The 24,000-nt window shown below is 71.7% G+C and carries 22 protein-coding genes and 1 tRNA gene; 15 read left to right on the top strand and 8 right to left on the bottom strand.

The genetic code is table 11. The annotated features are described in order from the left end of the window. Nucleotides 1–83: 83 nt before the first annotated feature. Nucleotides 84–2,000, top strand: a complete 1,917-nt coding sequence (locus tag ASE20_RS12320) for a CocE/NonD family hydrolase (RefSeq protein WP_056894827.1) — start codon at nt 84–86, stop codon at nt 1,998–2,000. Here the strand turns inward: ASE20_RS12320 and ASE20_RS12315 are convergent, their stop codons facing one another. Both ASE20_RS12315 and dcd read right to left on the bottom strand, forming a co-directional pair. Then, nucleotides 2,001–2,993 (bottom strand): siderophore-interacting protein, encoded by a 993-nt coding sequence (locus tag ASE20_RS12315; RefSeq protein WP_225869099.1) that lies wholly within the window; start codon nt 2,991–2,993, stop codon nt 2,001–2,003. It abuts the gene before it with no gap. A gap of 104 nt (nt 2,994–3,097) precedes the next feature. Next, nucleotides 3,098–3,673, bottom strand: a complete 576-nt coding sequence (gene dcd / locus ASE20_RS12310) for a dCTP deaminase (protein ID WP_056895176.1) — start codon at nt 3,671–3,673, stop codon at nt 3,098–3,100. A 28-nt stretch (nt 3,674–3,701) separates the two neighbouring features. Between dcd and ASE20_RS12305 the strand changes: the two genes are divergently transcribed. The 3 genes from ASE20_RS12305 to ASE20_RS12295 all read left to right on the top strand — a co-directional run bounded on the left by ASE20_RS12305 (nt 3,702) and on the right by ASE20_RS12295 (nt 5,071). Then, nucleotides 3,702–4,157, top strand: coding sequence for a hypothetical protein (locus ASE20_RS12305; protein ID WP_056894826.1), 456 nt, complete (start codon nt 3,702–3,704; stop codon nt 4,155–4,157). A 33-nt stretch (nt 4,158–4,190) separates the two neighbouring features. Beyond that, nucleotides 4,191–4,964, top strand: coding sequence for an SGNH/GDSL hydrolase family protein (locus tag ASE20_RS12300; protein ID WP_056894825.1), 774 nt, complete (start codon nt 4,191–4,193; stop codon nt 4,962–4,964). Nucleotides 4,965–4,995: 31 nt separating this feature from the next. Beyond that, nucleotides 4,996–5,071: transfer RNA gene (locus ASE20_RS12295), tRNA-Gly, on the top strand. A gap of 14 nt (nt 5,072–5,085) precedes the next feature. On the opposite strand, the gene ASE20_RS12290 is transcribed toward ASE20_RS12295, so the two are convergent. After that, complete coding sequence (locus ASE20_RS12290; protein ID WP_056894824.1) at nt 5,086–5,316, bottom strand: hypothetical protein; 231 nt, start codon at nt 5,314–5,316, stop codon at nt 5,086–5,088. 69 nt (nt 5,317–5,385) lie between these two features. On the opposite strand from ASE20_RS12290, the gene ASE20_RS12285 reads away from it, so the two are divergent. From ASE20_RS12285 to ASE20_RS12265, 5 genes are all read left to right on the top strand, one after another. Continuing rightward, nucleotides 5,386–6,207, top strand: coding sequence for a DUF3592 domain-containing protein (locus tag ASE20_RS12285; protein WP_056894823.1), 822 nt, complete (start codon nt 5,386–5,388; stop codon nt 6,205–6,207). Between the two features lie 276 nt (nt 6,208–6,483). Continuing rightward, the gene (locus ASE20_RS12280; RefSeq protein WP_157538510.1) at nt 6,484–7,236 is read left to right on the top strand and encodes a hypothetical protein; all 753 of its coding nucleotides are present in this window, start codon (nt 6,484–6,486) and stop codon (nt 7,234–7,236) included. Then, entirely contained in the window at nt 7,211–8,377 is a 1,167-nt protein-coding gene (locus ASE20_RS12275; protein WP_157538509.1) for a hypothetical protein, read from the top strand. The genes ASE20_RS12280 and ASE20_RS12275 overlap by 26 nt, the downstream gene beginning before the upstream one ends. A 20-nt stretch (nt 8,378–8,397) precedes the next feature. Next, nucleotides 8,398–10,440, top strand: coding sequence for an SMP-30/gluconolactonase/LRE family protein (locus ASE20_RS12270; protein ID WP_056894820.1), 2,043 nt, complete (start codon nt 8,398–8,400; stop codon nt 10,438–10,440). Between the two features lie 19 nt (nt 10,441–10,459). Further along, a complete protein-coding gene (locus ASE20_RS12265; RefSeq protein ID WP_056894819.1) occupies nt 10,460–11,092 on the top strand; it encodes a DUF2461 domain-containing protein in 633 nt (210 codons plus the stop codon). Nucleotides 11,093–11,105: 13 nt separating this feature from the next. Here ASE20_RS12265 and ASE20_RS12260 read toward each other — a convergent pair whose 3' ends face one another. Then, a complete protein-coding gene (locus tag ASE20_RS12260) occupies nt 11,106–11,594 on the bottom strand; it encodes an FBP domain-containing protein (protein ID WP_056894818.1) in 489 nt (162 codons plus the stop codon). A 70-nt stretch (nt 11,595–11,664) separates the two neighbouring features. Further along, nucleotides 11,665–12,120, bottom strand: a complete 456-nt coding sequence (locus ASE20_RS12255) for a nuclear transport factor 2 family protein (RefSeq protein ID WP_056894817.1) — start codon at nt 12,118–12,120, stop codon at nt 11,665–11,667. Between the two features lie 116 nt (nt 12,121–12,236). On the opposite strand from ASE20_RS12255, the gene ASE20_RS12250 reads away from it, so the two are divergent. Next, nucleotides 12,237–12,905 carry a hypothetical protein gene (locus tag ASE20_RS12250; protein ID WP_056894816.1) on the top strand — a complete coding sequence of 223 codons (669 nt, stop codon included), beginning with the start codon at nt 12,237–12,239 and terminating at the stop codon, nt 12,903–12,905. A 10-nt stretch (nt 12,906–12,915) separates the two neighbouring features. On the opposite strand, the gene ASE20_RS12245 is transcribed toward ASE20_RS12250, so the two are convergent. Both ASE20_RS12245 and ASE20_RS12240 read right to left on the bottom strand, forming a co-directional pair. Continuing rightward, nucleotides 12,916–15,525, bottom strand: coding sequence for a hypothetical protein (locus ASE20_RS12245; RefSeq protein ID WP_056894815.1), 2,610 nt, complete (start codon nt 15,523–15,525; stop codon nt 12,916–12,918). A gap of 179 nt (nt 15,526–15,704) precedes the next feature. Continuing rightward, nucleotides 15,705–16,163, bottom strand: a complete 459-nt coding sequence (locus ASE20_RS12240; RefSeq protein ID WP_056894814.1) for an RrF2 family transcriptional regulator — start codon at nt 16,161–16,163, stop codon at nt 15,705–15,707. A gap of 183 nt (nt 16,164–16,346) precedes the next feature. Between ASE20_RS12240 and ASE20_RS12235 the strand changes: the two genes are divergently transcribed. The 4 genes from ASE20_RS12235 to ASE20_RS12220 all read left to right on the top strand — a co-directional run bounded on the left by ASE20_RS12235 (nt 16,347) and on the right by ASE20_RS12220 (nt 21,885). After that, nucleotides 16,347–18,212 carry an acyl-CoA dehydrogenase gene (locus ASE20_RS12235; RefSeq protein ID WP_056894813.1) on the top strand — a complete coding sequence of 622 codons (1,866 nt, stop codon included), beginning with the start codon at nt 16,347–16,349 and terminating at the stop codon, nt 18,210–18,212. A 263-nt stretch (nt 18,213–18,475) separates the two neighbouring features. Further along, nucleotides 18,476–19,291, top strand: a complete 816-nt coding sequence (locus ASE20_RS12230; protein ID WP_056894812.1) for a maleylpyruvate isomerase family mycothiol-dependent enzyme — start codon at nt 18,476–18,478, stop codon at nt 19,289–19,291. Nucleotides 19,292–19,299: 8 nt separating this feature from the next. Beyond that, nucleotides 19,300–20,223, top strand: a complete 924-nt coding sequence (locus ASE20_RS12225) for an oxidoreductase (RefSeq protein WP_056894811.1) — start codon at nt 19,300–19,302, stop codon at nt 20,221–20,223. Nucleotides 20,224–20,313: 90 nt separating this feature from the next. Then, the gene (locus ASE20_RS12220; protein WP_056894810.1) at nt 20,314–21,885 is read left to right on the top strand and encodes a glycosyltransferase family 2 protein; all 1,572 of its coding nucleotides are present in this window, start codon (nt 20,314–20,316) and stop codon (nt 21,883–21,885) included. On the opposite strand, the gene ASE20_RS12215 is transcribed toward ASE20_RS12220, so the two are convergent. Next, nucleotides 21,854–22,153, bottom strand: a complete 300-nt coding sequence (locus tag ASE20_RS12215) for a DUF1294 domain-containing protein (protein WP_056894809.1) — start codon at nt 22,151–22,153, stop codon at nt 21,854–21,856. The two genes, ASE20_RS12220 and ASE20_RS12215, sit on opposite strands and share 32 nt — an antisense overlap. A gap of 139 nt (nt 22,154–22,292) precedes the next feature. Here ASE20_RS12215 and ASE20_RS12210 point away from each other — a divergent pair, with 139 nt between their 5' ends. Further along, a complete protein-coding gene (locus tag ASE20_RS12210) occupies nt 22,293–23,999 on the top strand; it encodes a hypothetical protein (protein WP_162261011.1) in 1,707 nt (568 codons plus the stop codon). Nucleotide 24,000: the final 1 nt, after the last annotated feature.

Below are 24,000 nucleotides of genomic sequence, written 5' to 3'. Positions count from 1 at the left end.
GTTCTGGTACGCCGTGACGGACGGCGTATCTCCCTCGTTGCTCCTCGTGGACCCGCAGGGGTCCGCGAGGAGGGAGAACCCGCATGAAGGTCCGTCTGCCGCGCCCCGTGGCCGCCCTGGCCGGGGCGGTGCTCGCCGCCGCGACCCTGGTCCCGGCCGCCCCGCCCGCCCAGGCCGCACCCGCGGCCACCGCCGCACCTGCTGCGACCGCCTCCGTCCCGACCGCCGTGGCGGCCGCCGCGGGCGGCTGGACGCCCCGCGGCGAGCAGTACTCCCAGACCGTGACCACCCGCGACCTGGCGATCACGATGGACGACGGCGTCATCCTGCGCGGCGACCTGCAGCGGCCGGCGACGGCCGACGGCAAGCCGGTCACCACCCGGCTGCCGGTGATCGTGACGATCACCGCCTACAACAAGCTGGTGCTCTCCGCCGGCGGTGGTGCGGTGCTCGCGGGCGCAGACCCGGGGTACCTCGTCAAGCGCGGCTACGCCCAGCTCACCGTCGATGCCCGCGGCACGGGCACGTCGCAGGGCCAGTGGGCCGCGTTCAGCGCCCGGGAGGGCAAGGACGCGGGCGCGATCGTCGACTGGGCTGCCCGCCAGCCGTGGAGCAACGGCAAGGTCGGCATGACCGGCGCGTCGTACATGGGCATCTCGCAGCTCCTCGCCGCTGCCCAGCAGCCCGCCGGCCTCAAGGCGATCTTCCCGCAGGTGCCGGCAGCGGACGTCTACCGCGATGTGGTCGCCTCCGGCGGCCAGATCGACGTCGGCTTCATCCCGCTGTGGCTGGGCCTGGTCACGGTCACCGGCGTGATTCCGCCGGCGTACGGCCTTCAGGAGCCGGCGGCCGGCTTCAAGATGGCGACCGACCACCTGATGGGCGGGCTCGGGTTCACGCTGCCGCTCGCGGTGCAGGCGCTGCTCGGCGGCAGCCCGGCCTACGACGGCCCGTTCTACCGTGAGCGCTCGCCGATCACGACGATCAACAAGGTGAAGGTCCCGACGTTCTTCGTCGGCGGTGAGTACGACCTCTTCCAGCGCGGCACCCCGCTCGACTTCGAGGCGCTGCAGAGGAACGGCGTCCCGACGAAGTTCATCCTCGGCCCGTGGGACCACCTGCAGGGCTCGTCCGGCGCCGAGGTGGCGAAGGCCGGCTACGGCACGCTCGCCGAGCTGCAGCTGCGCTGGTTCGACCACTACATCAAGGGCCGCGACGGCCAGCTCGCCAGCATCGCGCCGCTGACCTACTACGAGCAGGGCACCGGGAAGTGGGTGCGCAAGGCGAAGTGGATCGACAGCGACCTGTCGGCCCGCGTCTACAAGCTGTCCGGCAGCTCGGCGGTCGGTGGCCGCACCGGCGGGCTCGTCACCGGTACGCCGGCAGCTGGCTCCTCGATCGTCCCGCCGATCCCCGTCACCGGCCTGTGCACCCGCTCGGCCAACCAGTGGACCGCGGGTGTGGCGAACATGCTGCTGAAGGACTTCCCGTGCTTCACCAACAACAAGCTCAACGACTACGGCGGCCTGACCTTCGACACCCCGCCGGTCACCAGGGCGGTGCGCCTCCAGGGCCCGGTCAACGCGCGGCTCTACGTCTCCACGCCGACCGGTGACGGCATGCTCTCGGTCGCGATCGAGGACGTCGCGCCCGATGGGAGCGTTCACAGGATCACCGGCGGTTGGCAGGTCATCTCCCACCGCACGCTCGACACGGCGAGGTCGCGCTACCTCGACGGGAAGCTGCTCCAGCCGTACCACCCGTTCACCAAGGCGACCCAGTCCAAGCTGCCTTCGGGACAGGTGGCACCCGTCGACGTCGAGGTGTTCCCGACCGGCGCCGCGATCCAGCCGGGACATCGGCTGCGGATCGCCGTGCAGGCGTTCGACGTCCCGCACCTGCTCTCGCCGCTCACCGACCTGCTCTCCCAGCTGGTGCCGGTGACGGTGCGGACCGGGACGGCCTACCCGTCGTCGATCACGCTGGCCGTGCGCCCCTGATCAGGAGCGCATCGAGACGCCCTCGCGCCAGTAGCCCATGAAGGCGACCTGCTTGCGGTCGAGGCCGAGGTCGTTGACCAGCTTGCGCCGCAGGCCGGTCACGACCTTGGACTCGCCCGCGATCCAGGCGTAGAGGCCGGCGTACGGCGTCCCCTCGGTCGGTACGGCGGTCGCCTCGGCCACCTGCTCGCCGGACGACGAGTACACCGGGGTCTCCCAAAGGTCCGGGTCGATCTCGTCGTCGGACACCGTGATCGCCTCGGTGTGAGCGCTCCCCGTCAGGTGGGCGAGGACCGCCGCGTGCAGCTCCTCGCCGCGTGCGCCGCCGTTGCGGGGGATCCAGGTGAGCTGGACGCCCGGCGGCGCGGCCACGTCGTCGAGGACGTCCGCGTCGAGGGGCACCTCGAGGAAGGCCGCGCCCCGGGCGTCGGCGGGCAGGTCCCGCAGCACGCCGCGGATCGCGGGCGCGGCGGTCTCGTCGCCGACGAGGAGCAGCCTGCTCGCGTTGCCGGGGGACCACTCGATCCCCCCGAACTCGTGGCCGCGCCGCGGCGCCATCACGACGAGCCGCTGGCCGGCGCGAGCCTGCAGCGCCCACGTGTTGCCGGCGCCGTCGAGCGGGTCGTCGGCGCCCCGGTGGTCGGTCTCGTGCACCACGATGTCGACGACCAGACGGGTGTCGGTGCCGGTGCCGACCACGTCGCGGACCGTGTAGGTCCGCATCGAGCCGCGCTGGTCCTCGGGGATCTCCATCCAGGTGGTCCACCAGGACTCGTCGGCGTCCGCGAACGACGGCAGCTCGCCGGCGGCGTTGGGGAAGACGATCTTGATCCGCTGGTCGAGCACGGGCCCCGGCGTACCGAACTCCGCGAGCTCGTCGCCGCCCAGCTCGATGCGGACGAAGGACGGCGTGACCCGTTCGACCCGCACCACCTCGAGCTCGCTCAGGAGCATGGGCAGGGTCGCGACGTACTCGTTCTGCTCGACGGTCATGAGGTCAGGCTAACCTAACTGCAGGAATCCCCGCCTAGGCGGGGATTCCCGCGGTTGATGACGGTTGCAACCGTCAACAACCGCAGGAACCCGTCAGCAACCTGTCAGATCGACGTGCGGTGGAAGCTCTGGAACGACCGCGACGGCGTCGGACCACGCTGGCCCTGGTAGCGGGAGCCGTACTTCTCGGATCCGTACGGGTGCTCGCTCGGCGAGGTCAGCCGGAAGAAGCAGAACTGGCCGATCTTCATGCCGGGGTACAGCTTGATCGGCAGCGTCGCGACGTTCGCCAGCTCGAGCGTGACGTGGCCGGAGAACCCGGGGTCGACGAAGCCCGCGGTGGCGTGGGTGAGCAGCCCGAGCCGGCCGAGCGAGGACTTGCCCTCGACGCGCGCGGCGATGTCGTCGGGCAGGGTCACGACCTCGTACGTCGACCCGAGCACGAACTCGCCCGGGTGCAGGATGAACGGCTCGTCGCCCTCCGGCTCGACGACACGGGTCAGGTCGGACTGGTCCGCCGCCGGGTCGATCGAGGGGTACTTGTGGTTGTCGAAGACCCGGAAGAACCGGTCCAGCCGCACGTCGATCGACGACGGCTGCATCATCGCGGGGTCGTAGGGCTCCAGAGCGATCCGTCCGCGGTCGATCTCTGCTGTGATGTCCCTGTCGCTGAGCAGCACGGTCGGCACACTACCGTCAGGAGCCCCGATGGCAGACGAGCAACAGCAGGTGGACCAGCGCGCGCTCGCCGTGGCGCTCTTCAACGGGACGTGGGCGCTGCTCGACAAGGCAGGCCGGACCGACGACGAGACCGACCGGATGCTGCACATGGCGCACGCCTCCCGCTTCCACTGGGACGCTGTCGGCACCGACGAGAACCGCGCCGGCGGGGAGTGGCAGTGCTCGCGGGTGTACGTCGAGCTCGGCCGCCCGGAGCCGGCGCTGCACCACGCTCGCCGCTGCCTCGCGTACGCCGCCCGTCCCGGGGTTGCCGCATGGATGCGGGCCTCCGCCGAGGAGGCGCTCGCCCGCGCGCTGCTGCTCGCCGACGACCGGCCGGGCGCCCTCGCTGCCCGCGACCGCGGCCTGGCGCTGCTCGCGACGGAGCAGGACGAGGAGGACCGCGAGATCATCGCCGCCGACCTCGCGTCCCTGCCCCTCTGACGCGCCGTTCGACCCGCCGCGCACAATGGATCGGTGACCTTCAGCAAGTACGTCGCGCTCGGCGACTCCTTCACCGAAGGGGTCGGTGACCCCGACCCGGCACGTCCCAACGGCCTGCGCGGCTGGGCCGACCGCACCGCCGAGGCGCTGGCCGCCGACGCCCGTGCCGCCGGCGTCGACTTCGGCTACGCGAACCTCGCGATCCGTGGCCGCAAGCTCCCCGCGATCATCGACGAGCAGGTCGACGCCGGCCTCGCGCTCGGCCCCGACCTCGTCACCATCCACGGCGGCGGCAACGACGTGCTGCGGCCCAAGGTCGACCTCGACGACCTCGCGGCGTCGTACGACGAGGCGATCGGGCGGATCGCGGGCAGCGGCGCGCACGTCGTGGTCTTCACCATCGCCGACACCGGCAACAGCGGCATGATGAAGGTGATCCGCGGCCGGACCGCGATCTTCAACGAGTGGGTCCGCGAGATCGCCGAGAAGCACGGCGCCACGCTCGTCGACATGTGGCGGATGCGCGGCTGGACCGTCGCTGAGGTGATGGACGAGGACCGCCTCCACCTCAACGCCGTCGGCCACCAGTCGATCGCCATCGCCGCGCTGGACGCCCTGGGCGTGGCCCACGACCTGCAGCCGCTGCCGCCGGTCGTCGTACCGGTCCTGAGCGCGCGGGAGCAGCGCGCCGCCGACCTCGCCTGGGCCCGCTCCCACCTGGCCCCCTGGGTCCAGCGCCGGGTCACCGGCCGGTCGTCGGGCGACGGGGTGGAGCCGAAGCGTCCGGCGCTCGCACCCATCGGGTAGCATCCTCCACGCTCCGGGCAACCGGGGTCGTGCGGATGTAGCTCAGTTGGTAGAGCGTCAGCTTCCCAAGCTGAATGTCGCGAGTTCGAACCTCGTCATCCGCTCCACGCCTTGGTCTTGCTCAGGCCCTCGGACGACGCCCGCGCAGGAAGTACGCCGCCGGCAGGACGCCTGCAGAGTTCACCAGCGCCAGAGCCGCTCCCCAGCGACGCTTCGAGCCGCGCACCTCGTCGTCGGGCCGTCGCTGGAGGTCGATCAGCGCGGCCGCCCGCAGGACGCCGTCGACGGCTCCCGCCACCAGGATCGCCTTGCGGGCTCGGGGGTCCAGGGCGCTCCATCGCTTCTTCGCCATGCGACCAGTATTCGCCACAGGCCGGGAGACCCCTTGCCGAAAGGCCGTCCGGGACGGTCTCATGACGCCATGGCCGTCTCGGAGCCGTCCCCCTTCCAGTTCGTCCCGCGTCCCACGCACGGTGTCGGCCTGGCCGTCGCGCAGGTCCTCCTGCTCGCCGGCAGCCTGCTCGCGGGCTACGGCATCGGCTGCACCGTCATCGACGCCAACGAGGACGCCCCGGCGTCGTACGTCGCCGGCGACGACATCGGGATCGCCACCATCGGCGGCTGCATCATCGCCGTGGTCGGCCTCGTCATGTGGTCGTTCATGGTCGACAGCCACCCGCTCGCCGTCGGCCAGCTCCACTCCTGGGGCACGTCGCTGCCCGCCGGTGCGTTCGGCCTGCTGATCGCCACCTCCCACCTCGGCGCCGGCGACACCTATGCCCTGGTCGCCATCGGCCTCGCCCTCGCCGGTGCGGTAGCGATGGTGCTCGGCTACGTCGCCGTCTCCCGGCGGCGTCGCCGCTACCGCCACGAGCTCGACCTGATCGCGCGCGGCACCGCCGTACCTGCGACGGTGCTCGACTCCGGCCTCGACCCCGACGACTTCGAGGAGGCGTCGAACGTGATCACCACGGTCACCTTCCGCTTCGTGATCGGCGACCACGCCTACCGGCTGCACCGGAGGATGACGATCCCGCAGCACGGACTCGTGCTCGAGGGGCAGCGCACGACGGTCTGGTACGACCCGGCGGACCCGACGGACGACCGGGCGATGGTGGTGGCGATGCAGCACGCACTGCGGTGGAACGTGCCGGTCCCGCGCGTGGCCGAGGTGCCGCCGGTCACAGCTCCTGACATGGAGAGCGGCCACCGAGGCCCCGGTGACCGCGCGCGCCGGCCGTGACGTCCGGCGACACCGACGGACCGCCCGTCCGTCGTCCCAGCGACCGCTCCGGGCGTTCCTCGTCCCCTAGGATCCTCCCGTCGCCACGTCACTCGGGATGACACGCTCACCGCTCGCCATGGAGGTCTGGAGTTGTCCCGGGAAGAACTGAGCCCACCACTCCACAACCCGTGGGACGGCGTCGTGGCGAGGTTTCAGGAGCTTCGCCAGAGCGCAGGGAATCCGTCGTACGAAGTGATAGCGCAGCGCATCACGGAGTCGCGCGAAGGTGCGGGGGTGAGTCCCCACGCGGCCCGTGCGGCCAGGTCGACCGTGTACGACTCGCTCCGTCCGGGACGGGCCCGGCTCAACGTGGACTTCCTGTACGAGATCGCCGAGGCTCTGGGCGGGACGGTGGCGGACGTCGACCAGTGGGTTCGTGACGCGCACAGGGCGCCGGCGGACGAGCTGGCGGCTGCTCCTCCGACGCTGCGGCAGGCCCTCGTCCTCGCGACGGCCTGCATCGCTGCGAACCTGGTGGGCCGCGTCATGGTGGATGTGCTCCACCTTCCGATCTACCTCGACATGGTGGGCACGGCGATCGCCGCTGTCGCGCTCGGGCCATGGCGAGGCGCGGCGGTCGGCGCGACCACGAATGTCGTCGGGGCCGTCGGCAGCGGCTGGGTGTCGATCCCGTTCGCGTTGGTCAACGTCGCCGGCGCGCTGGTCTGGGGCTACGGCGCCCGTCGTCTTCGGATGGTCCGGACGTTGCCGCGCTTCCTCCTGCTCAACGTCCTCGTCGCGACGACCTGCACGCTGGTGGCGGTCCCCATCCTGGTCGTCGTCTTCGGGGGCTCGGTGGGGCAGGGCCAGGACTTCATCACGCAGACGTTCCTCGATCTCGGCAACGGCCTGGTTGCCGCGGTCGGGTTCTCGAACCTCGTCACGTCGATGGGGGACAAGGTGATCAGCGGGTTCATCGCACTCGTCGTGATCAGCTCGCTGCCCGCCGCCTTCCGCGTCGGTGTCGAGTGGGTCCGCATTCCGTAGGGAACGGCCGGCGTGGTGTCCGGGGTTCGTCCGGAAACGGTCCGACGCCGTCTCCGGAGGACCTCTTCGCAGGAGGATCACGCTCATGAAGAGCTCCAGAGGTCTCGTGGCGATCATGGGGGTCGCTTGTTCCCTCGTCCTCGCCTTCGCAGCCAGCGCCGCCGCCGATGCTGGCCCGACGGACACGGTGCTGGCGTCCTACGCCGCGTCCGTGGCCCACGACGGTGCCGGTGACGCCACTTCGTCCCCCCTCGTCTCCTTGACGGGCCTCGCCGTGAACGGTGACACCATGACCGTGGGGTACCACGCCGAGGGCATCGCGGCCTTTCCCGAAGGTGGCTACGGCATCCAATTCAGCTGGGATGGCTGCCAGGGCGGCTTCAACCGCGAGATCGTCGCGAAGTCCGGCACCTTCGACGGGTCGTTCACCGTGACGGCCAGCTTCGTCGGCTCGAACTGGACGATCGACGCCTTCTACGACGACCAGGCCTCGACGGCCTTCCTGGCGGCGTCCCTCGACGCGAGGCTGCAGTTCCCCTGCGAGCCCGCCGTGAACACGACCAGCTTCACCATCGGGGAGGTGCCGCCGACCCCCGACGCGCTGCAGAACACGGCGCCGCCCACCGTCGTCGGAACGCCCCGGGTGGGAGTCAGGCTGACCGCGTCGCCCGGCATGTGGAGCCCGTCGGGCGCGACCTTCGCCTACCAGTGGCTCGCGGACGGCTCGGCGATCGTGGGGGCGACCGCGGCGACGTACACGCCGACGTCAGGCGTGAAGGGCAGGCGGATCAGCGTTCGGGCCACTGCGTCGAAGGTCGGTCTCGCATCGGCTTCGGCGACATCGGCGAAGACGGCGCTGGTGGCCGCAGGCATCGTGACGAACAGGTCCTTGCCCACCATCGCGGGGACGAAGCGGGTCGGATATCGGCTGACGGCCTCCGTCGGTAGCTGGTCGCCGACTGGCTTGACCTACAGGTATCAGTGGTTCAAGGCAACGGCTGCGATCACCGGCGCGACGGGCAGGACCTACAAGCTCCCGGCAGGCGTGAGAGGCAAGAGGATCCGGGTGCGGATCACCGCTGCCCGGACGGGTTACGCGAGCGCCGCGAGGTACTCGGCGTTCACGGTGCCGATCAAGTAGCGAGCGAGCGGTCACCCTTCATGTCCACCGTGAACGCCGCCTCGCGTGCAGGCACGAGGTCGAGGCTGATCCTGACGTCCTTGCTGGCGGGGGTCTCGTTGTTGACCGGCCTGCTCCCGGCGGCCTGGGCTGCGCCCTCGGACCCACCCGTCCTCGTCAGGACGTGGGGCGGCTCCGGCGCGGGGGAGGGGCAGTTCGACTTCCCCTACGGGATCGCGGTGGGTGGCGCCTCGGACGTCTACGTCGCGGACACGGGCAACCACCGGATCCAGCGGTTCACCGCCGAGGGCGAGTTCGTGGGCCAGTGGGGCGGCACCGACCTGCTGCCCGCGCCTGTCGCCGTGGCCACGGACGAGACCGGGTACGTCTACGTCGTCGACTACTACCTGGGAGTGCTCAAGTTCACCGCCAGCGGCGCATCCGTGGCTTCGTGGGGGAGTCACGGCTCGGCCGAAGGCCAGCTGAGCGGCGCGCTGGGCATCGCCGTGGCGCCCGACGGGAGCGTCTACGTCGCCGATTCCGACAACGACCGCGTGCAGAAGTTCACGAGCTCCGGGGTGTTCCTGGCCGGGTGGGGTTCCGCCGGTTCCGCTGACGGTCAGTTCAGCTCGCCCTCCGGCATCGCGGTCGACACCAGCGGGAAGGTCTACGTCGTCGACACGTTCAACAACCGGGTGCAGAAGTTCACGAGCTCCGGTGGATTCCTCGCCCGGTGGAACGTCGAGGGAGACCTCGACGGTGGAACCGTCGTGCCGCACGGGGCCGCGGTGGACGCCGCCGGCAACCTGTACGTCGCCGATGCCTTTAGCTCTCGCATCCAGCAGTTCTCCATCACGGGCACGCTCGTGAGCACGTGGACCGTCCCGAACGGGACCACCACGACGGCGCCCTTCGGAGTTGCGGTGGATGCGACCGGCGGCATCTATGTCAGCGACTTCCACGGTCACGTGCAGAAGTTCGTGGCGCGTGACTCCGTCATCGTCAACACGGTGCCGCCGGCGATCGTCGGCACGCCCTCCGTCGGCGCCCAGGTCGCGAGCACGTCCGGTTCCTGGGATCCGGCACCGACGACCTTCGCCTATCAATGGGTCGTCGACGGGACGGTGATCGCCGGGGCGACCGCCTCGACCTACACACCCGGGCCCGCCGACGCAGGGCGAGCTCTGACGGTCTGGGTCCAGGCGCGGAAGGACGGCCGAGAACCGCGCTGGGCACCCTCGGCATCGAAGGTCGTCCAAGCCGGTGTGGTCTCCAACGTCGAGCTCCCCACCATCGCGGGTGCAGCCGAGCCGGGCGGCACGCTCACTGCTGCCGCCGGTTCGTGGACGCCGTCAGGCACGTCGCCGACGTACCAGTGGTTGAGGAACGGGGGTGCGATCAGCGGGGCGACCGCCAACTCCCACACCCTGGTTGCCGGCGATGTGGGCACGACCGTGAGCGTGCGGGTCACCGCATCGAAGGCGGGCTTCGCCCCTGCTTCGGCGACGTCGTCCGGGGTCGTCGTCTCGGAGCAGGGCGGGCTGCCGATGACGGCGCTCTCGCAACCGAAGGTCAGTGGGACGCCGCGGGTGGGAGTCCGGCTGAGCGCTTCCCCCGGCACCTGGAACCCCGCCGGCAGCTACGCCTACCAATGGCAGGCGAACGGTTCGGCGATCAGCGGAGCGACCGGCTCGACGTACACGCCGACCGCTGGCGTGAGGGGGATGCGGATCAGCGTGCGGGTGACGGCATCGAAGGGCGGGTACGCCACCGGTACCGCGACGTCGGCTCAGACCGGTGCCGTGGCAGCGGGCATCCTCACCAACAGTGCTGCTCCGTCCGTCACCGGCACTCGGCACGTGGGCCACGTTCTCACCGCCAACCGCGGCACCTGGACCCCCGGCGGGCTGACCTACCGCTACCAGTGGTTCCGGGGCAGTACGGCGATCAAGGGGGCCACCGCGCGGACCCTCAAGCTTCCTGCGTCGACCCGCGGCCACAAGATCCGGGTCAGGGTCACCGCGGCGAGAGCCGGGTACACGAGCCTGGCTCGCTACTCGGCGTACACGGTGGCGATCCGCTGACGGGTCGTAGGCTCGCGCCGTGGAGTTCTCCGGTTTCCCCGTCGCCGCCCTCGACTTCTACGACGACCTCGAGGTCGACAACACCAAGTCCTTCTGGGACGCCCACAAGGCCACCTACGACAACGCGGTGAAGGCGCCGATGGTCGCGCTCACCGACGCGCTGGCGCAGGAGTTCGGCGCCGCGAAGGTGTTCCGGCCCTACCGCGACGTCCGTTTCGCCAAGGACAAGACGCCCTACAAGACCCACCAGGGCGCCTTCGTCGGGGTCGCTGCCGCGACCGGTTGGTACGTCGAGGTGGCCGCGCCCGGCGTACGGGTCGGTGGGGGGATCTACGAGGCCGGCGGTGAGCGGCTGGCCGCGTTGCGGGAGGCGATGGCCGATGACAAGACGGGCAAGGCGCTGCAGCGGATCCTGCGCGACCTCGAGAAGGGTGGCTTCGAGGTGGCGGGGGAGCGGCTCAAGACGGTGCCGCGCGGCTACGACAAGGAGCACCCGCGCATCGACCTGCTGCGCATGAAGACGGTGCTGGGCATGCGGTCGTACGGGTTCGAGCCGTTCGTGCACACCGCCGAGCTGCTCGACAAGGTGCGGGAGGACTGGCGGCGGCTGCGGCCTCTGGTCAACTGGATCGAGACCGCGACGACCCCCTAGGGAAACGCGTGAATCAGCCGACGCGCGCCAAGAAGGCCCCGAGGTTCGCCTGCAGCCGCTCGACCTGCTGCTCCATCGGGAGTGACTCGGGCAGGCGGCCCATGTCGGTCTTCTTCCGGCCGCGGACGTAGAGCGAGCACTGCAGGTCGGCGCAGATGTAGGTGCCGACGGAGTTGCCGTTCTGGCCGGACTTCCCGGCACGCGGCGCGACCAGCAGGGCGACCCCGCCGGCGGAGTGCGGGGTCAGGCAGAGGCTGCAGAGGTTCTTGCGGGGGACGTTGCCGCCGGCGTCGGAGGCGCGCAGCACCACGCCGTACGGCGCGCCGTCGTGCTCCGCCACGAGGTAGCCCCGGGTGCGCGACTGCGGGTCACGCCAGCCGAGGAAGTCGAGGTCGTCCCACGGCTGGTCGGCGAGGTCGCGAGGGACGTTCAGCCGCTTGGCCTCGCCCTTGGAGCAGTTCACGAAGGACGCACGGATCTCTTGCTCGGTCAGGGGGCTCACGTCGATCCACCCTACGAACCCGCGCCACCCGTTTTGATGACGGAGCCGCGACGGAGCCGCGAACGGCCGGTCAGCCGGCGGCGGTGAAGCTCGCCATCGTCCGGTCCGGCTCCCAGAACGCCTTCATCGACTTCACGCGGCCCTCGTCGTCGACGACGTAGACCATGATCAGGTCGGTCGTGGTGTGCGAGCCGTCGGCGAAGGACGTCTTGATCCGGCCGATGTTGGCGCAGGTGTTGCTGCCCGGGTTCGCGAAGGAATCGTTGATCTGGAACTCGAAGGTGTCGATCGGGGCGATGGCCTTCTCCCAGAACGCGGCGATGCCGGCGTGCCCGTGGTGGCCCTTGCCCTCCGGGTCGAACATCGACGGGCCGACCGGGTCCTCGAGGACGGCGTCCTCGGCGTACACGGTCAGCCACTCGGCGAGGTCGCCCTTCGCGACGGCGGAGTACGAGCGCTGCGAGGCGGCGCGGGCCGGGTGCGGATCGTTCGCGGCGTTCCAGACGATCGCGTCGGAGGTGATCATGGGGCCAGCGTAGGGCGAATCTAGAACAGGTTCTAGTGGCTGATGTCACCGAGCAGCACGCCCGCCGGTCACCGACGGTTCACGGAGCGCTCATCGGCCGCTGTCACCGTGCGAGCATGGCCAAGAAGCTCAAGGCGTGGATCCACGTCGGCATGCCGGGCACCGGCGACGTGATCGAACCCGCGCTCGCCCACCACCACGAGGCACTCGTCGAGCTCGGCGTGGCCTCGCTCGCCCACGCGCCGGCGGAGAGCTTCCGTGCCGCCGTCGAGATGACCCGTGCCCACAAGGACTGGGGCCTCAAGCGCGCGGACGTCGAGGGCCAGTGGACCCGCCTGGTGCGCCGTGCGCAGCGGACGAGGTCCGACCTCGTCTTCAGCCAGCCGCTCCTCGCCCACGCCGCGCCCGAGCAGGTGGCGTTGCTGGTCGACGGACTCGCGGGCTACCAGGTCCACGTCGTCGTCACGACCGGCATCGACGACGAGACCGCCACGCTCGGTCGCTGGGCGTCCGCTGTCCGCAAGCCCGAGCGCCTGCACGTCATCGAGACCGACGGCAGGGAGCCCAGGGACGTCTGGAAGACGTTCGGCAAGCTCGTCGGGTTCGGGACGGCGTCGCTGCGCCTCGACACGGTCCCGAACGCCACCGGGCCGGTGCAGTCGCTCCCCGACGCGCTGCGCGAGCTCGAGCGTCTCGCCCGCCGCAACGCCTCCCTCGAGGTCCGGCTCGAGGAGCTCGACCGCAAGCGCCGAAAGCTCAAGCGCAGGCTCGGCCAGGTCGCCTGACCCTCCTGGCTCAGCTGACCGTGATGGTCAACGGACTGCTGTTGGCGCTCACATAGCCGGCCACGTCGCTGACCGTCAGCGTCCAGGTGCCGCTCGCCTTCGGGTAGACCTTCGCCGTGAAGGTCCCGCTCGTCGTCGTGGTGACGGACGAGACCACGGTCGTGGTGCTGCTGCCGGTCGCCCGGAAGGTGACCTTGACCTTGATCGCCGGGGCGGGGGAGGTGGCGCCTGACCAGGTCCGCGACACCGAGCCCGAGAGCGTGACCGACCCGCCGGCAGCGACCGTCGAGGACGACGCGGACGCCGTCACCGCCGTGCTCCAGGACACCGCGGTGACCGCTCCGACGTCGACCTTGGCTGCGGGCTGGCCGGAGGCGCCGGCGTAGGAGACCGAGAGGGTGCCGCTCACCTTGAGCGCGACCGCGATGCTGAACGTCCCGTCCGCCTTGGTCGAGGCGGCGCCCACCTTGACGGCCGTGCCGCCCGCGGGGGTGACGTAGACGCTGACCGACTTGCTCGCGAGCGGTGACGTGGTCCCGCCGGCGTCGCGGCGCAAGGTGCCCGTCACCGTGACGGTCTGCCCGTACGCCACCGACGTCTTGTCGACGGCACCCGTGATCAGGGTGTCCGGTACGTCGACGGTGATCGTGCCGGCGGTGGCCGCCCCGCCCGTGTAGGACGTGCCGGCGGTGAGGGCCACGCTGATCGTCCCGTTGGCCGTCGGCTTCGCCGCGAAGGAGTACGACCCGTCGGCAGCCGTCTTCACGGTGCCGAGGCTGAGCCCCTTGCCGGCGTCGGTGGTCAGCCGGACCGCGAGGCTGACGCCCGACGGGACCACGGTGGCCGCGCCGCTGGTGGCGCTCAGGTCGCCCGTCACGGCGACGGTGTCGCCGTACCAGACCCGGTCGGCGGCGAGCTCGGCCGTGAGCGACGTCGTGCACGTCGCCGGTGCGGCGACGAGAGTCGCGGGGCCGGCGGCGGCGTACACGTTCCCGGCGGCGGTCCGGCCGCGGTAGGTCGTCGAGACCGTCGCGGTCTGCGGCTGGGTCGCGACACCGGTCGCCCCGGTGACGGGTGAGCCGGCGCTGGCCGGGGCGGTCATGGTCGTGGTCTGCTTGGTCAGCGCCGTGGCCAGGCCCTTGACCGGCCGGCCGCTCGCGGTGTCGAGGACCGTCGCGTTCAACGGGAAGGCCGCGCCGGTGCACACGCCGGCCGTGCCGCCATCGGCCGGGGACTGTCCGGCCGCGCCCAGCGCGATGCTCACCGCGCGGGTCGTGCCGGTGGCGAAGGTCAGCGGGCTGGTGACCGCCTTCGTCGCACCCGTCGAGTCGGTCACGGTCGCCGTCACGGTGGTCGCGGTCGAGGAGGTCGCGCTGCAGGTGACCTCGGTCTGGACCTCGGTCGGCGTGCTGAACGAGCAGTCCGCCTTTGGCGACTTCCACTGCACGCTCGCGACGGTGCGGCCGGTGGGCAGCGCCGGGGTCACCGAGGCCTGGGTCGCCAGACCGGGGACGGCGGGGTTGTTGACCGCGATGGTCGCTCCGAGCACGGTGGGCGCGCCCGGCGTACCGCCTCCGGAGCCGTTGCCGCCGCCGATCAGGAAGCGCGAGTCCGCGGCGTTCCAGTGGCCGTCGAGCCAGCTCCCCGGGTCGGGGTACGTCGAGTAGTAGTCGTCGTTGTTGCAGTCGAAGAGGTACTCGCGCTCCGCCGGGCAGACCTGCTGCATCGCGAAGCCGCCGCCGTCGGCGTAGCACATGGTGTCCGACTCGTCCCAGCAGTGACCGGCGCGGGTGCCGTGCGGCGCGGTGCTCATGACGCCGCCGTAGGTGTGCAGCAGCTCGTGCGCCTCGACCGAGTGCTGCGTGGCACCGTCGCCGAAGCCCCAGCAGCCGGAGTCGACCCGGGCGTACTGCGCGTAGCTGCCGTTGTTCGGGTTGCCCTGGCTGTCGCTGTCGTTGGGGTACATCGACGCGATCCCGCACAGCACGGTCGCGTCGGTCCACATCAGGTACTTGCGGCTCGGCTCGGTGTAGCCGAGCGCCTGGATGGCCGCGATGGAGGAGTTGAAGGAGGCGAGCGAGCCCGCGGGCACGGTCACGTTGAGGACCTTCGCGACGCAGCTGCCGCCGGACGCCTCGGTGACGTACCGGACGTGTCGCACGCCGCCGGTCAGCGCCGCGGACCGGTTCACGACGTCGTCGACGCCCGCGGCCCACAGCTGGAAGCTGGCCTGCAGTGCGGAGAAGCGGTTGGTCCTGCCCGCCTCGACCACGTACATCGCCTGGGTGCGGTAGCCGGCGCTGCCGTCGCCCTCGCAGGTCACGGCCGGGCTCGTCGCGGCCGCCTGTGCCGGTGCGGGTACGCCGAGCTCCTGGGCCGCGGCGTACGCCTCCGCCCCGCCGCCGTCGCGCTCCTTGAGCTCGGCGGTCGGGACCGGTTCCGTCACGTCGACGCCCGGCGGCGCCTCGTCGGCGTGCTCGCACGCACCGGGCAGCACCCAGTCGAGCCCGTCACCGCTCGGGCAGCGCGCTTCCTGCAGCGGCGCGTCCGAGAAGTGCGTGAGGGCGGACGGTACGACGAAAGCGAGTCCCAGGGCGAAGGACACGATGAGGCGGCGCATGCCTGCCGGATCGGTGGCTCACCGGTGCGGCTGAGCCGTTGCCCCCAGAGTCAGGAGGGGGTCCCAACCGTCGAGGCGGAAAGCATCTNNNGAGCGAGCGAGGAACGAGCGAGCGGGGGAGGAAGAAACGGCGTTGGCAGGCGGCGCGACATGCCGGAGCGCAGCGACGGCCAAACGACTCAGTGCGGGGCCCAGGCGTCCTCGTCGACGGTGAGCGCCTTGACGGACTCGGGCAGCGAGCCGTCGGCGAGCTGCTGGATCGAGACGTTCTCGAACACCTCGCGCAGCGCGCGGCGGGCGGCGATCCAGACGTGCTGGAGCACCTCGGCGGACTCGTTGTAGTTCACGGCCTCCGGGCGCAGGCCGTAGACGGAGACCAGGGGGCCGTCGACCGCGCGGATCACGTCGGCGACCGAGACCGTGCCGGCCTCGCGGGCCATCCGCCAGCCGCCGGACTGGCCGCGCTGCGACATCACGATGCCGGCGCGGCGGAGGTCGGCGAGGATCGCCTGGAGGAAGCCGTGGGGGATGTCCTGCAGCCGGCCCAGCTCCTCCGCGCTCACGGCGCGGCCGTCGGAGCGCCCCGTCATCGCGATCAGGGCGCGCAGGGCGTAGTCGGACTTGGCGGAGACGCGCATGGGTCAAGTGTCTCAGATTGCTCGATCGATTCAGTCGACCTACGTGCTCTGGTGCCGAATGGGGTGTGAGCCATTCGATCGGGGGTTCTGCTTGCAGGCAGTTAGCACCGCCCGTATCATGGAAGTTACTGGCGAGTAGCCGCCATCAGACACAGCATTCCGATCCTGGAAACGGTGGGAACAGTGAGCCACTACAAGAGCAACCTGCGCGACATCGAGTTCAACCTCTTCGAGCTCTTCAACGTGCAGCAGTACCTCGGCACCGGCCTCTACGAGGAGATGGACGCGGACACCGCCCGCGAGATCCTCTCCGAGGTCGAGCGCATCGCCCGCGAGGACCTCGCGGCCTCCTTCGTCGACTCCGACCGCAACCCGCCGGTCTTCGACCCGAAGACGAACACCGCGCCCGTCCCGGCGTCGTTCAAGAAGTCCTACGACACCTGGATGGAGTCCGGCTTCTGGGGCCTGGGCCTGCCGGAGGAGATCGGCGGCACGACCGCTCCGCCGTCGCTGGTGTGGGCCTCGGGCGAGATGGTGCTCGGTGCGCAGGCGCCGATCTGGATGTACTGCACCGGCCCCTCGATGGGCTCGGTCGTCTTCAAGAACGCCAACGGCGTCGCGCGCGACGTCCGGATCGCCGAGATCATGGTCGAGCGCCTCTGGGGCGCCACCATGGTGCTGACCGAGCCCGACGCGGGCTCCGACGTGGGTGCGGGCAAGACCTTCGCCACCCCGAACGAGGACGGCTCCTGGAACATCTCCGGCGTCAAGCGCTTCATCACCAGCGCCGAGTCGGACCTGCAGGAGAACATCATGCACCTGGTCCTCGCCCGCCCGAAGGGCGTCGAGGGCGTCGGTGGGCCGGGCACGAAGGGCCTCTCGCTCTTCCTCGTCCCGAAGTACCACTTCGACCACCAGACCGGTGAGCTGACCGGCGAGCGCAACGGCGTCTACGTCACCAACGTCGAGCACAAGATGGGCATCAAGGTGTCCAACACCTGCGAGCTCACCTTCGGCGACCCGCAGGTCGGCGGCGGCGAGCCCGCCCAGGGCTGGCTGCTCGGCGAGGTGCACGACGGCATCCGCCAGATGTTCGACGTCATCGAGAACGCCCGCATGATGGTCGGCACGAAGGCCATCGCGACGCTCTCCACGGGCTACCTCAACGCCCTCGAGTACGCCAAGGAGCGCGTCCAGGGTTCCGACCTGACGCAGGCCTCCGACAAGGCGGCGCCGCGCGTCACCATCACGCACCACCCCGACGTGCGCCGCTCGCTGATGACCCAGAAGTCCTTCGCCGAGGCGATGCGCTCGCTGGTCATCTACACCTCGACGTGGCAGGACCAGGTCCAGATCGCCAAGGCCGCCGGCGAGAAGAACGAGCTGGCCGAGGCGGTCAACGACCTGCTGCTGCCGATCGTCAAGGGCTACGGCTCGGAGCGCTCGTGGGTCCTGCTGGGCACCGAGTCGCTGCAGACCTTCGGTGGTTCGGGCTTCCTGCAGGAGTACCCGATCGAGCAGTACGTCCGCGACGCGAAGATCGACACCCTCTACGAGGGCACCACCGCGATCCAGGGCCAGGACTTCTTCTTCCGCAAGATCGTCAAGGACCAGGGCAAGGCGCTGGGCCACCTCGCCGCGGAGATCAAGTCGTTCATCGAGTCCGAGGCGGGCAACGGCCGGCTCAAGAACGAGCGCGAGCTCCTCGCGAACGCGCTCGCGGACGCCGAGGCGATCGTCGGCCTGATGATCAACGACCTCATGTCCGCCCAGGACGAGATCAAGAACATCTACAAGGTCGGCCTCAACACCACCCGCGTGCTGATGGCGCTGGGCGACGTCGTGTGCGCCTGGCTGCTGCTCCGCGGCGCCGAGGTCGCGCTGGCCGAGCTCGACGGCGGCTCGGGTGCCGACACGGCCTTCTACGAGGGCAAGGTCGCCGCGGCCCAGTGGTTCGCGCAGCTCAACCTGCCGCGCCTCTCGGCCGAGCTGAAGATCGCCCAGGGCACGAGCCTGGACGTGATGGAGCTCGACGAGGCCGCGTTCTGATCCCCTGATCAGTCGCAGCTGGTGCAGTACGACGGCCGCCCCGGTCCACCGGGGCGGCCGTCGGCATCTCCCGGGGTTGTCCGTGACAAGTGGTCATCCCCGGAAGCTCCACGGGTGTCCTGTGCCCCGGGTGCGCACCTCGCGGCGTTGCCGACGCTTGCTGGACGACAGGTATGGCTGCGCGCCGGAGCCTTGCGATGCACGCACCCGGAACACAGGCCATCCCCGTACAACTTCCGGGGATGACCACTAGCATCGGCGACGTGAGCGATGGCGAGCTGCTGGGCCGGTACGTCGACGCGTGGTGGAGCTCCGTGCAGGACTTCGTCGCGCTGCTGGAGGAGCTGGGGCCGGACGACTGGGCGCGGCCCACCGACCTGGCCGGCTGGGACGTGAAGGCGGTCGCCTCCCACACCGCGCACCTCGAGTCGCTGCTGGCCGGCGGCCCCGACGAGCAGGCCGACATCGGCGACGCTCCGCACGCAACCAGCCCGATGAGCCAGTTCACCGAGATCGGCGTGGTGACGCGGCGCGACCGCGAGCCGGCGTCGATCGTCGACGAGCTCCGGACCCGCACCGCCGAGCGGTACGCCGCACTGCAGGCCGCGCCGCCGACGGACCCCGGCGCGACGGCGCACGGGATCTTCGGCCTGATCGGGTGGAACACCCGGACCCTGCTGCGCAACCGGCCGCTCGACGTGTGGATGCACGAGCAGGACGTACGCCGCGCTGTCGGCCGCCCGGGCGGCATGGACTCCGCCGGCGCCCAGCACACCGCCGACTACCTCGTCGAGGCGTTCGGCTTCGTCGTCGGCAAGCGCGTCTCCCCTCCCGCCGGAACGACGGCGGTGCTCGAGGTCGCGGGCAGCGACCCCTTCGCGGTCGGGATCGGCGAGGACGGCCGCGGCCGGCGCCTCGACGTCGCACCGGCCGACCCCGACGTACGCCTGACGATGGACCGGGAGACGTTCATCGTCCTCGCGGGCGGCCGCCGGCCCGCCGTACCGGGGGCGGTGCGGATCTCCGGCGACCAGGACCTCGGTCAGCGCATCGCCGACCGGCTCGCCACCACCCCCTGAGGACGACCATGAAGTGGAATGTCGCCGACCTGCCGGACCAGACGGGCCGCACAGTCATCGTCACCGGCCCGACGCTCGGGGGCCTCGGGCACCACACCGCGCTGGAGCTGGCCCGCCGGGGCGCCCGCGTGGTGCTCGCCGGGCGCAACCCGGCGAAGGTCGAGGAGACCGTCGTCGCGATCCGCAAGGAGGTGCCGGAGGCCACCCTCGAGGCCCTGCACCTCGACCTCGCGAGCCTCGCGTCGGTGCGCGCCGCGGCTGCCGCGGCCGAGCAGATCGGTTCGATCGACGTCCTGGTCAACAACGCCGGGGTGATGGGCACGCCGTACTCGCGCACGGCCGACGGGCTCGAGATCCAGATGGCGACCAACCACTTCGGCCCCTTCCTGCTCACCGGCCTGCTGCTGCCGCAGCTCGTGCAGAGCGGCGACGGGCGCGTGGTCAACGTGGCGTCGCTGTTCCACACCTTCGCGGGGAAGGCGCCGCTCGGGAACCCGCGCGAGCAGTCGGGGCGCTACCACCGGTGGAAGGTCTACGGACAGACCAAGCTCGCCAACCTCTACGCCACCGCCGAGCTCGACCGGCGACTCACCGAGGCCGACCTCCCGGTGCGGGCGCTCGCCGCGCACCCCGGCTTCGCCGGCACCCACCTCGCGGCGAACGGCCAGTACGGACGCTCGTCCGGTGGCATCGCCACGATCCTCGACGCCGGCATCAAGGCGGTGTCGCAGTCCGCGGCGGCCGGTGCCTGGCCGTCGCTGATGGCGGCGACCGCGGACCTGCCCGGCAACACCTTCGTCGGACCGAGCGGCCCCCGGCAGATGATCGGACCGCCGCGGATCGTCGGCCGGAGCAGGCTGGCCCGCAACGAGGAAGCGGCCCGGAAGCTGTGGGAGATCAGCGAGGAGACCGTCGACCTGCAGTACCCCTGAGCGTTGAACGCAGGCTGACCGTCACCGGTTCAGGCAAAGGTTCGGGCGATCCGAGGACGATCGCGCAGCGGCCCGCCTAGTCTCACCCGCGTGGACCCCGACGGCAGCCGGCTGGACGCGGCTGCCGAGCACCTGCAGCTGCCGGCACGCGACCTCGTGGCGAGTCCCCCGGAGGACTACCTGCTCGCCGAGGTCGACCCGGAGCTGGTGGTCGAGCTCGGCTGGGTCGCCTGCGAGCTGACGGTCGACGGGAGGCTCGTCGTCGCGACGTCCGTGCCGGCCGTGGAGGAGCTGCTCGCCGAGGTGGAGGAGCGCTTCCCCGGGCGCAGGATCGAGTTCGTCGCGTGCACCCGCCGCGACCTGGACGCGGTCGCGCTGGCGGCGCTGCGGCTGCGGCAGCCCCGTGGCGCGGCGCAACCGCCCCCCGCCGACCTGGTCCGGCCGCTGCACTACGCGCTCGTCGCCGTGCTGGGCGCGGCAGCACTGGTGGCGGCCTTCTTCGTACCGCTCGAGGTGCTGGCGGTCGTCGTCCTCTGCTTCGCGCTGGTGTTCCTCCTGGGCGCTGCGTCGCAGTCGGTGGGGAGCTACTCAGGACTGACGCCGGTCGTCGCGGCGGGTGAGGGCGACGGCGACGACACGCTGCTGCCGGCCTACACCGTGCTGCTGCCGGCCGCCGACGAGGCATCGGTACGCGACGCCCTCGCCGACCTCGGCCGCCTCGACTACCCGCCCGACCGGCTGGACGCGCTGCTGCTGGTGCCTGCCGACGATGCCACGACCGCGGCCGGCGTACGACGGGCGGCTCCGCCGGAGTGGGTGCGGGTCGTCCCCGTCCCCGCCGAGCGGTACGACGACCCGGTGGCCTCGCTCGACCACGGCCTCGCGCTGGCGCGGGGCCGCTACGTCGTCGCCTTCGCGGCCGACGAGCGACCGGCCGCCGACCAGCTCCGGCGCGCGGTCGCGGCGTTCGAGGCGGACCTGGACGCGGGCCTCTCGGCCGGACCGGGGGCGGTGCCGCTCGTCGGCCTGCGCGCCGCCCGCCGCGCCGATGCCGCCGGGAGGTCCGGCTTCGCGCGGATGACGGCGGTCGACGAGGCGCTCGACCTCGGCGGGCTCACCGAGGAGCGGGTGCCCACCTCCACGCACTTCAACATGCGGCTGCTGCGTCGCCACGGGGGCTTCGCGCTGGCGAGCAGCGACCTGCCCGCCGGGGTGCGGATCGAACCCTTCGACTCGATCTCGGTGCGTGCCGCGGATCCCGGCCCGATCCGGTGGACGCACGACCGGGCCGAGGCGTGGGTGCGGGCGGTCCGGAGGGCGCGCGCGACGGGCCACCCCGTCGTCGTACGGGAGGTGCTGATCCCGCTCACCTTCCTGGCCTACCCCGTCGCCGTCGTGGGCGCACTGGTCGCCGCTGTGCGCGGCACCGGCGCCGACGGTGCCCTCGCGCAGCAGATCGCGTGGCTCGGGATGGGCGAGGCGGCGATCGTGCTCGGCGGCGCGGTCGTGGTGGCCGCGGTCGCGGTCGCGCGGCGCCGGGGGCGGGTGGCGGCGCTCTACGCCCTCGCCCTGCCGGCACACTGGCTGCTCCACGCCGTCGCGGCCTGGGTCGCGGTCGCGGCGCTCGTTGTCAGGACGGCCTCGCCGCGACGAGCAGGCTGACCGCGCCGGCGCAGTGGGCGACGACGGTCAGCCAGAGGATGGTCACGAACGGCTGCTTGCGGGTCTTGTGGCGGAACAGCCGGCGCCCCACGAGCGCGCCCGGCCAACCGCCGAGCAGGGCGACCAGGTGCAGGGTCGACTCGCGCGTGCGCCAGGTGCCGCGCTGCGCGGCGCGCTTGTCGGCGCGGTAGAGGAACAGCGCCACGAGACTGAGGACGACGGACGCCGTCGCGAGGGCGAGCAGGACGTCGCCGCGTTCGATCACCACGGTGCGCAGCGTTTCACGTCGCCTGAGCGGAAGGTAAAGGTTGCTCGCCGAGCGAGGGAATCAGGACCGCGACGCCGTATCGTCGGTGACGGGGTCATGCGTGGAACCGATTGCCGACCGGCTTGTCGACGAAGGACTTGTGGACCGTGACCAGGTGGACTGGGCGGTCGAGCGACAGCGCCAGCGCGGCGGCCAGGTCGGCCAGCACCTGATCGACGCCGGGCTGATCAGCGCCGAGGACTTCCACGCCGCCCTGGCCCGCGCGTGGCGGCACGGACGGCGCGACCTCGTCGCCGCGCCACCGCACCCGGCGCTGCTCGCCGAGATCGACGTCGAGCGGGCCGTCGAGCTGGGCTGGCTGGCCTGCGAGCTGACCGACGACGGACGCGTGGTCGTCGCGTCGGCCGTACCGCCGACGGAGGACCTCGTGGTCGAGGTGCTGGAGGTGTTCCCGGACCGCGAGGTCGGGTTCGTCGCGTGCACGCAGCACGACCTCGACCGGGTCGCGCTCGACGTACGGCTGAACCGGATCGGGGACAGGGCGTCAGGCTCCGTCCCGGGGCCGGTGCGGCCCGTCCACTGGTGCCTGGCCGTCGCAGGGGCCCTCCTCGCCGCGGTCGGGGCCCTGGTCCTCCCGCTCGGGGCGCTCGGTGTGGTGCTGCTCGTGGCGTCGGTGGTCTTCCTCGTCGGCGGGGTGATCCAGGCGGCGACCGGCTACACGCTGCTGGCCGAGGACGCCCGCACGGCCCACCGGCTGCCCGAGGGCTCGCCCGGCGACGAGGAGGCGGACCGCGACCTGCCGCTGTACACGGTGATCGTGCGGGTCGGTGGCGGCGCGGCCGGGCTCGAGGAGCTGTTCGACAACTTCCGTGCGGTCGACTACCCCCGTGAGCGGACCGACGCGATCCTGGTCGTCGCGCGCGGCGACACCGCGACGGTCGGCGCGCTGCGTGGCACGAACCCCCGCGGCTGGGTGCGGGTGGCGCGGGTGCCCGACGCGGACTTCCTCGACGTGGTGCGGGCCTGCGACCACGCCCTCGCTCTCGCCCGCGGCCGCTACGTCGTCGCCTACGACCAGGACGAGCGCCCCGCGCCGGACCAGTTGCGCCGCGCCGTCGCGGTCTTCGAGGCGGACCTGGCCGCGCGGCTCGAGGGCCGCCTCGCCCCGTCCCCGCTCGTCGGGCTGCGCGTGGAGCGGACCGTCTCGCCCGGTGGGCCCGGAGCGGACGTCGTCCTCCACGTCGCCGGCGCCGGCGGTCCGCTGCGCTCCTCCGACGTCACGTCCGTGCACTTCAACATGCGCCTGCTCCGCCGGTACGGCGGCTTCGGCCTGCTGCTCGACCGCCGCGGGCGGTCCGCGGCCGGCGAGCCGCCGCTGCGGGTCGAGACCCTGGACTCGTGGTCGACCCGGGCCGCCCAGGCACGGGACCGCCACTGGATGGCCCACCGCGCCGACGTACTGGAACGCGAGCTGGCAGAGACGGTCGCGACCCTGCGGAGGGGGAGCCCTTCGTGGCCGGCCTTGCGCGAGATCGTGGCCGGGACCGGCTCGGTCGCGCTCGTCCTGTCGTACCCGGTCGTGCTCGGTGGTGGCCTCGTCGCCGCCCTGCGCAGCACCGTGCTGGACGGATCGCTCGCCGAGCGGGCTGCCCGGGTCGCCCTGGGCGAGGTGGCGCTCGTGGTGGCGATCGCGACGGTCGTGGCCGCGAGCGTGCTCGTGCGGCGCCGCGGCTGGCGCGCCGGCCTCGACGCCGTCGCCCTGCCCGCCCTGTGGGTGCTCGACGGGTTCGCGGCCTGGGCCGCCGTCCACGCCCTCCTCCACCGTGCGGTGGCCCGGCGCGGCTAGG

Origin of the sequence: Nocardioides sp. Root240 (assembly GCF_001428825.1) — a bacterium.
In the GTDB taxonomy this organism is placed as follows: domain Bacteria; phylum Actinomycetota; class Actinomycetes; order Propionibacteriales; family Nocardioidaceae; genus Nocardioides.
Note: the sequence above shows the minus strand (reverse complement) of the source record. Positions and strands in the feature narration are given on the sequence as shown.

Bases quoted from the DNA above. Each gene is read 5' to 3' on its own strand.
- ASE20_RS12320 (WP_056894827.1), top strand. From the start codon at position 84: ATGAAGGTCCGTCTGCCGCGCCCCGTGGCCGCCCTGGCCGGGGCGGTG.
- ASE20_RS12315 (WP_225869099.1), bottom strand. From the start codon at position 2,993: ATGACCGTCGAGCAGAACGAGTACGTCGCGACCCTGCCCATGCTCCTG.
- ASE20_RS12305 (WP_056894826.1), top strand. From the start codon at position 3,702: ATGGCAGACGAGCAACAGCAGGTGGACCAGCGCGCGCTCGCCGTGGCG.
- ASE20_RS12290 (WP_056894824.1), bottom strand. From the start codon at position 5,316: ATGGCGAAGAAGCGATGGAGCGCCCTGGACCCCCGAGCCCGCAAGGCG.
- ASE20_RS12285 (WP_056894823.1), top strand. From the start codon at position 5,386: ATGGCCGTCTCGGAGCCGTCCCCCTTCCAGTTCGTCCCGCGTCCCACG.
- ASE20_RS12270 (WP_056894820.1), top strand. From the start codon at position 8,398: ATGTCCACCGTGAACGCCGCCTCGCGTGCAGGCACGAGGTCGAGGCTG.
- ASE20_RS12255 (WP_056894817.1), bottom strand. From the start codon at position 12,120: ATGATCACCTCCGACGCGATCGTCTGGAACGCCGCGAACGATCCGCAC.
- ASE20_RS12250 (WP_056894816.1), top strand. From the start codon at position 12,237: ATGGCCAAGAAGCTCAAGGCGTGGATCCACGTCGGCATGCCGGGCACC.
- ASE20_RS12245 (WP_056894815.1), bottom strand. From the start codon at position 15,525: ATGCGCCGCCTCATCGTGTCCTTCGCCCTGGGACTCGCTTTCGTCGTA.
- ASE20_RS12240 (WP_056894814.1), bottom strand. From the start codon at position 16,163: ATGCGCGTCTCCGCCAAGTCCGACTACGCCCTGCGCGCCCTGATCGCG.
- ASE20_RS12225 (WP_056894811.1), top strand. From the start codon at position 19,300: ATGAAGTGGAATGTCGCCGACCTGCCGGACCAGACGGGCCGCACAGTC.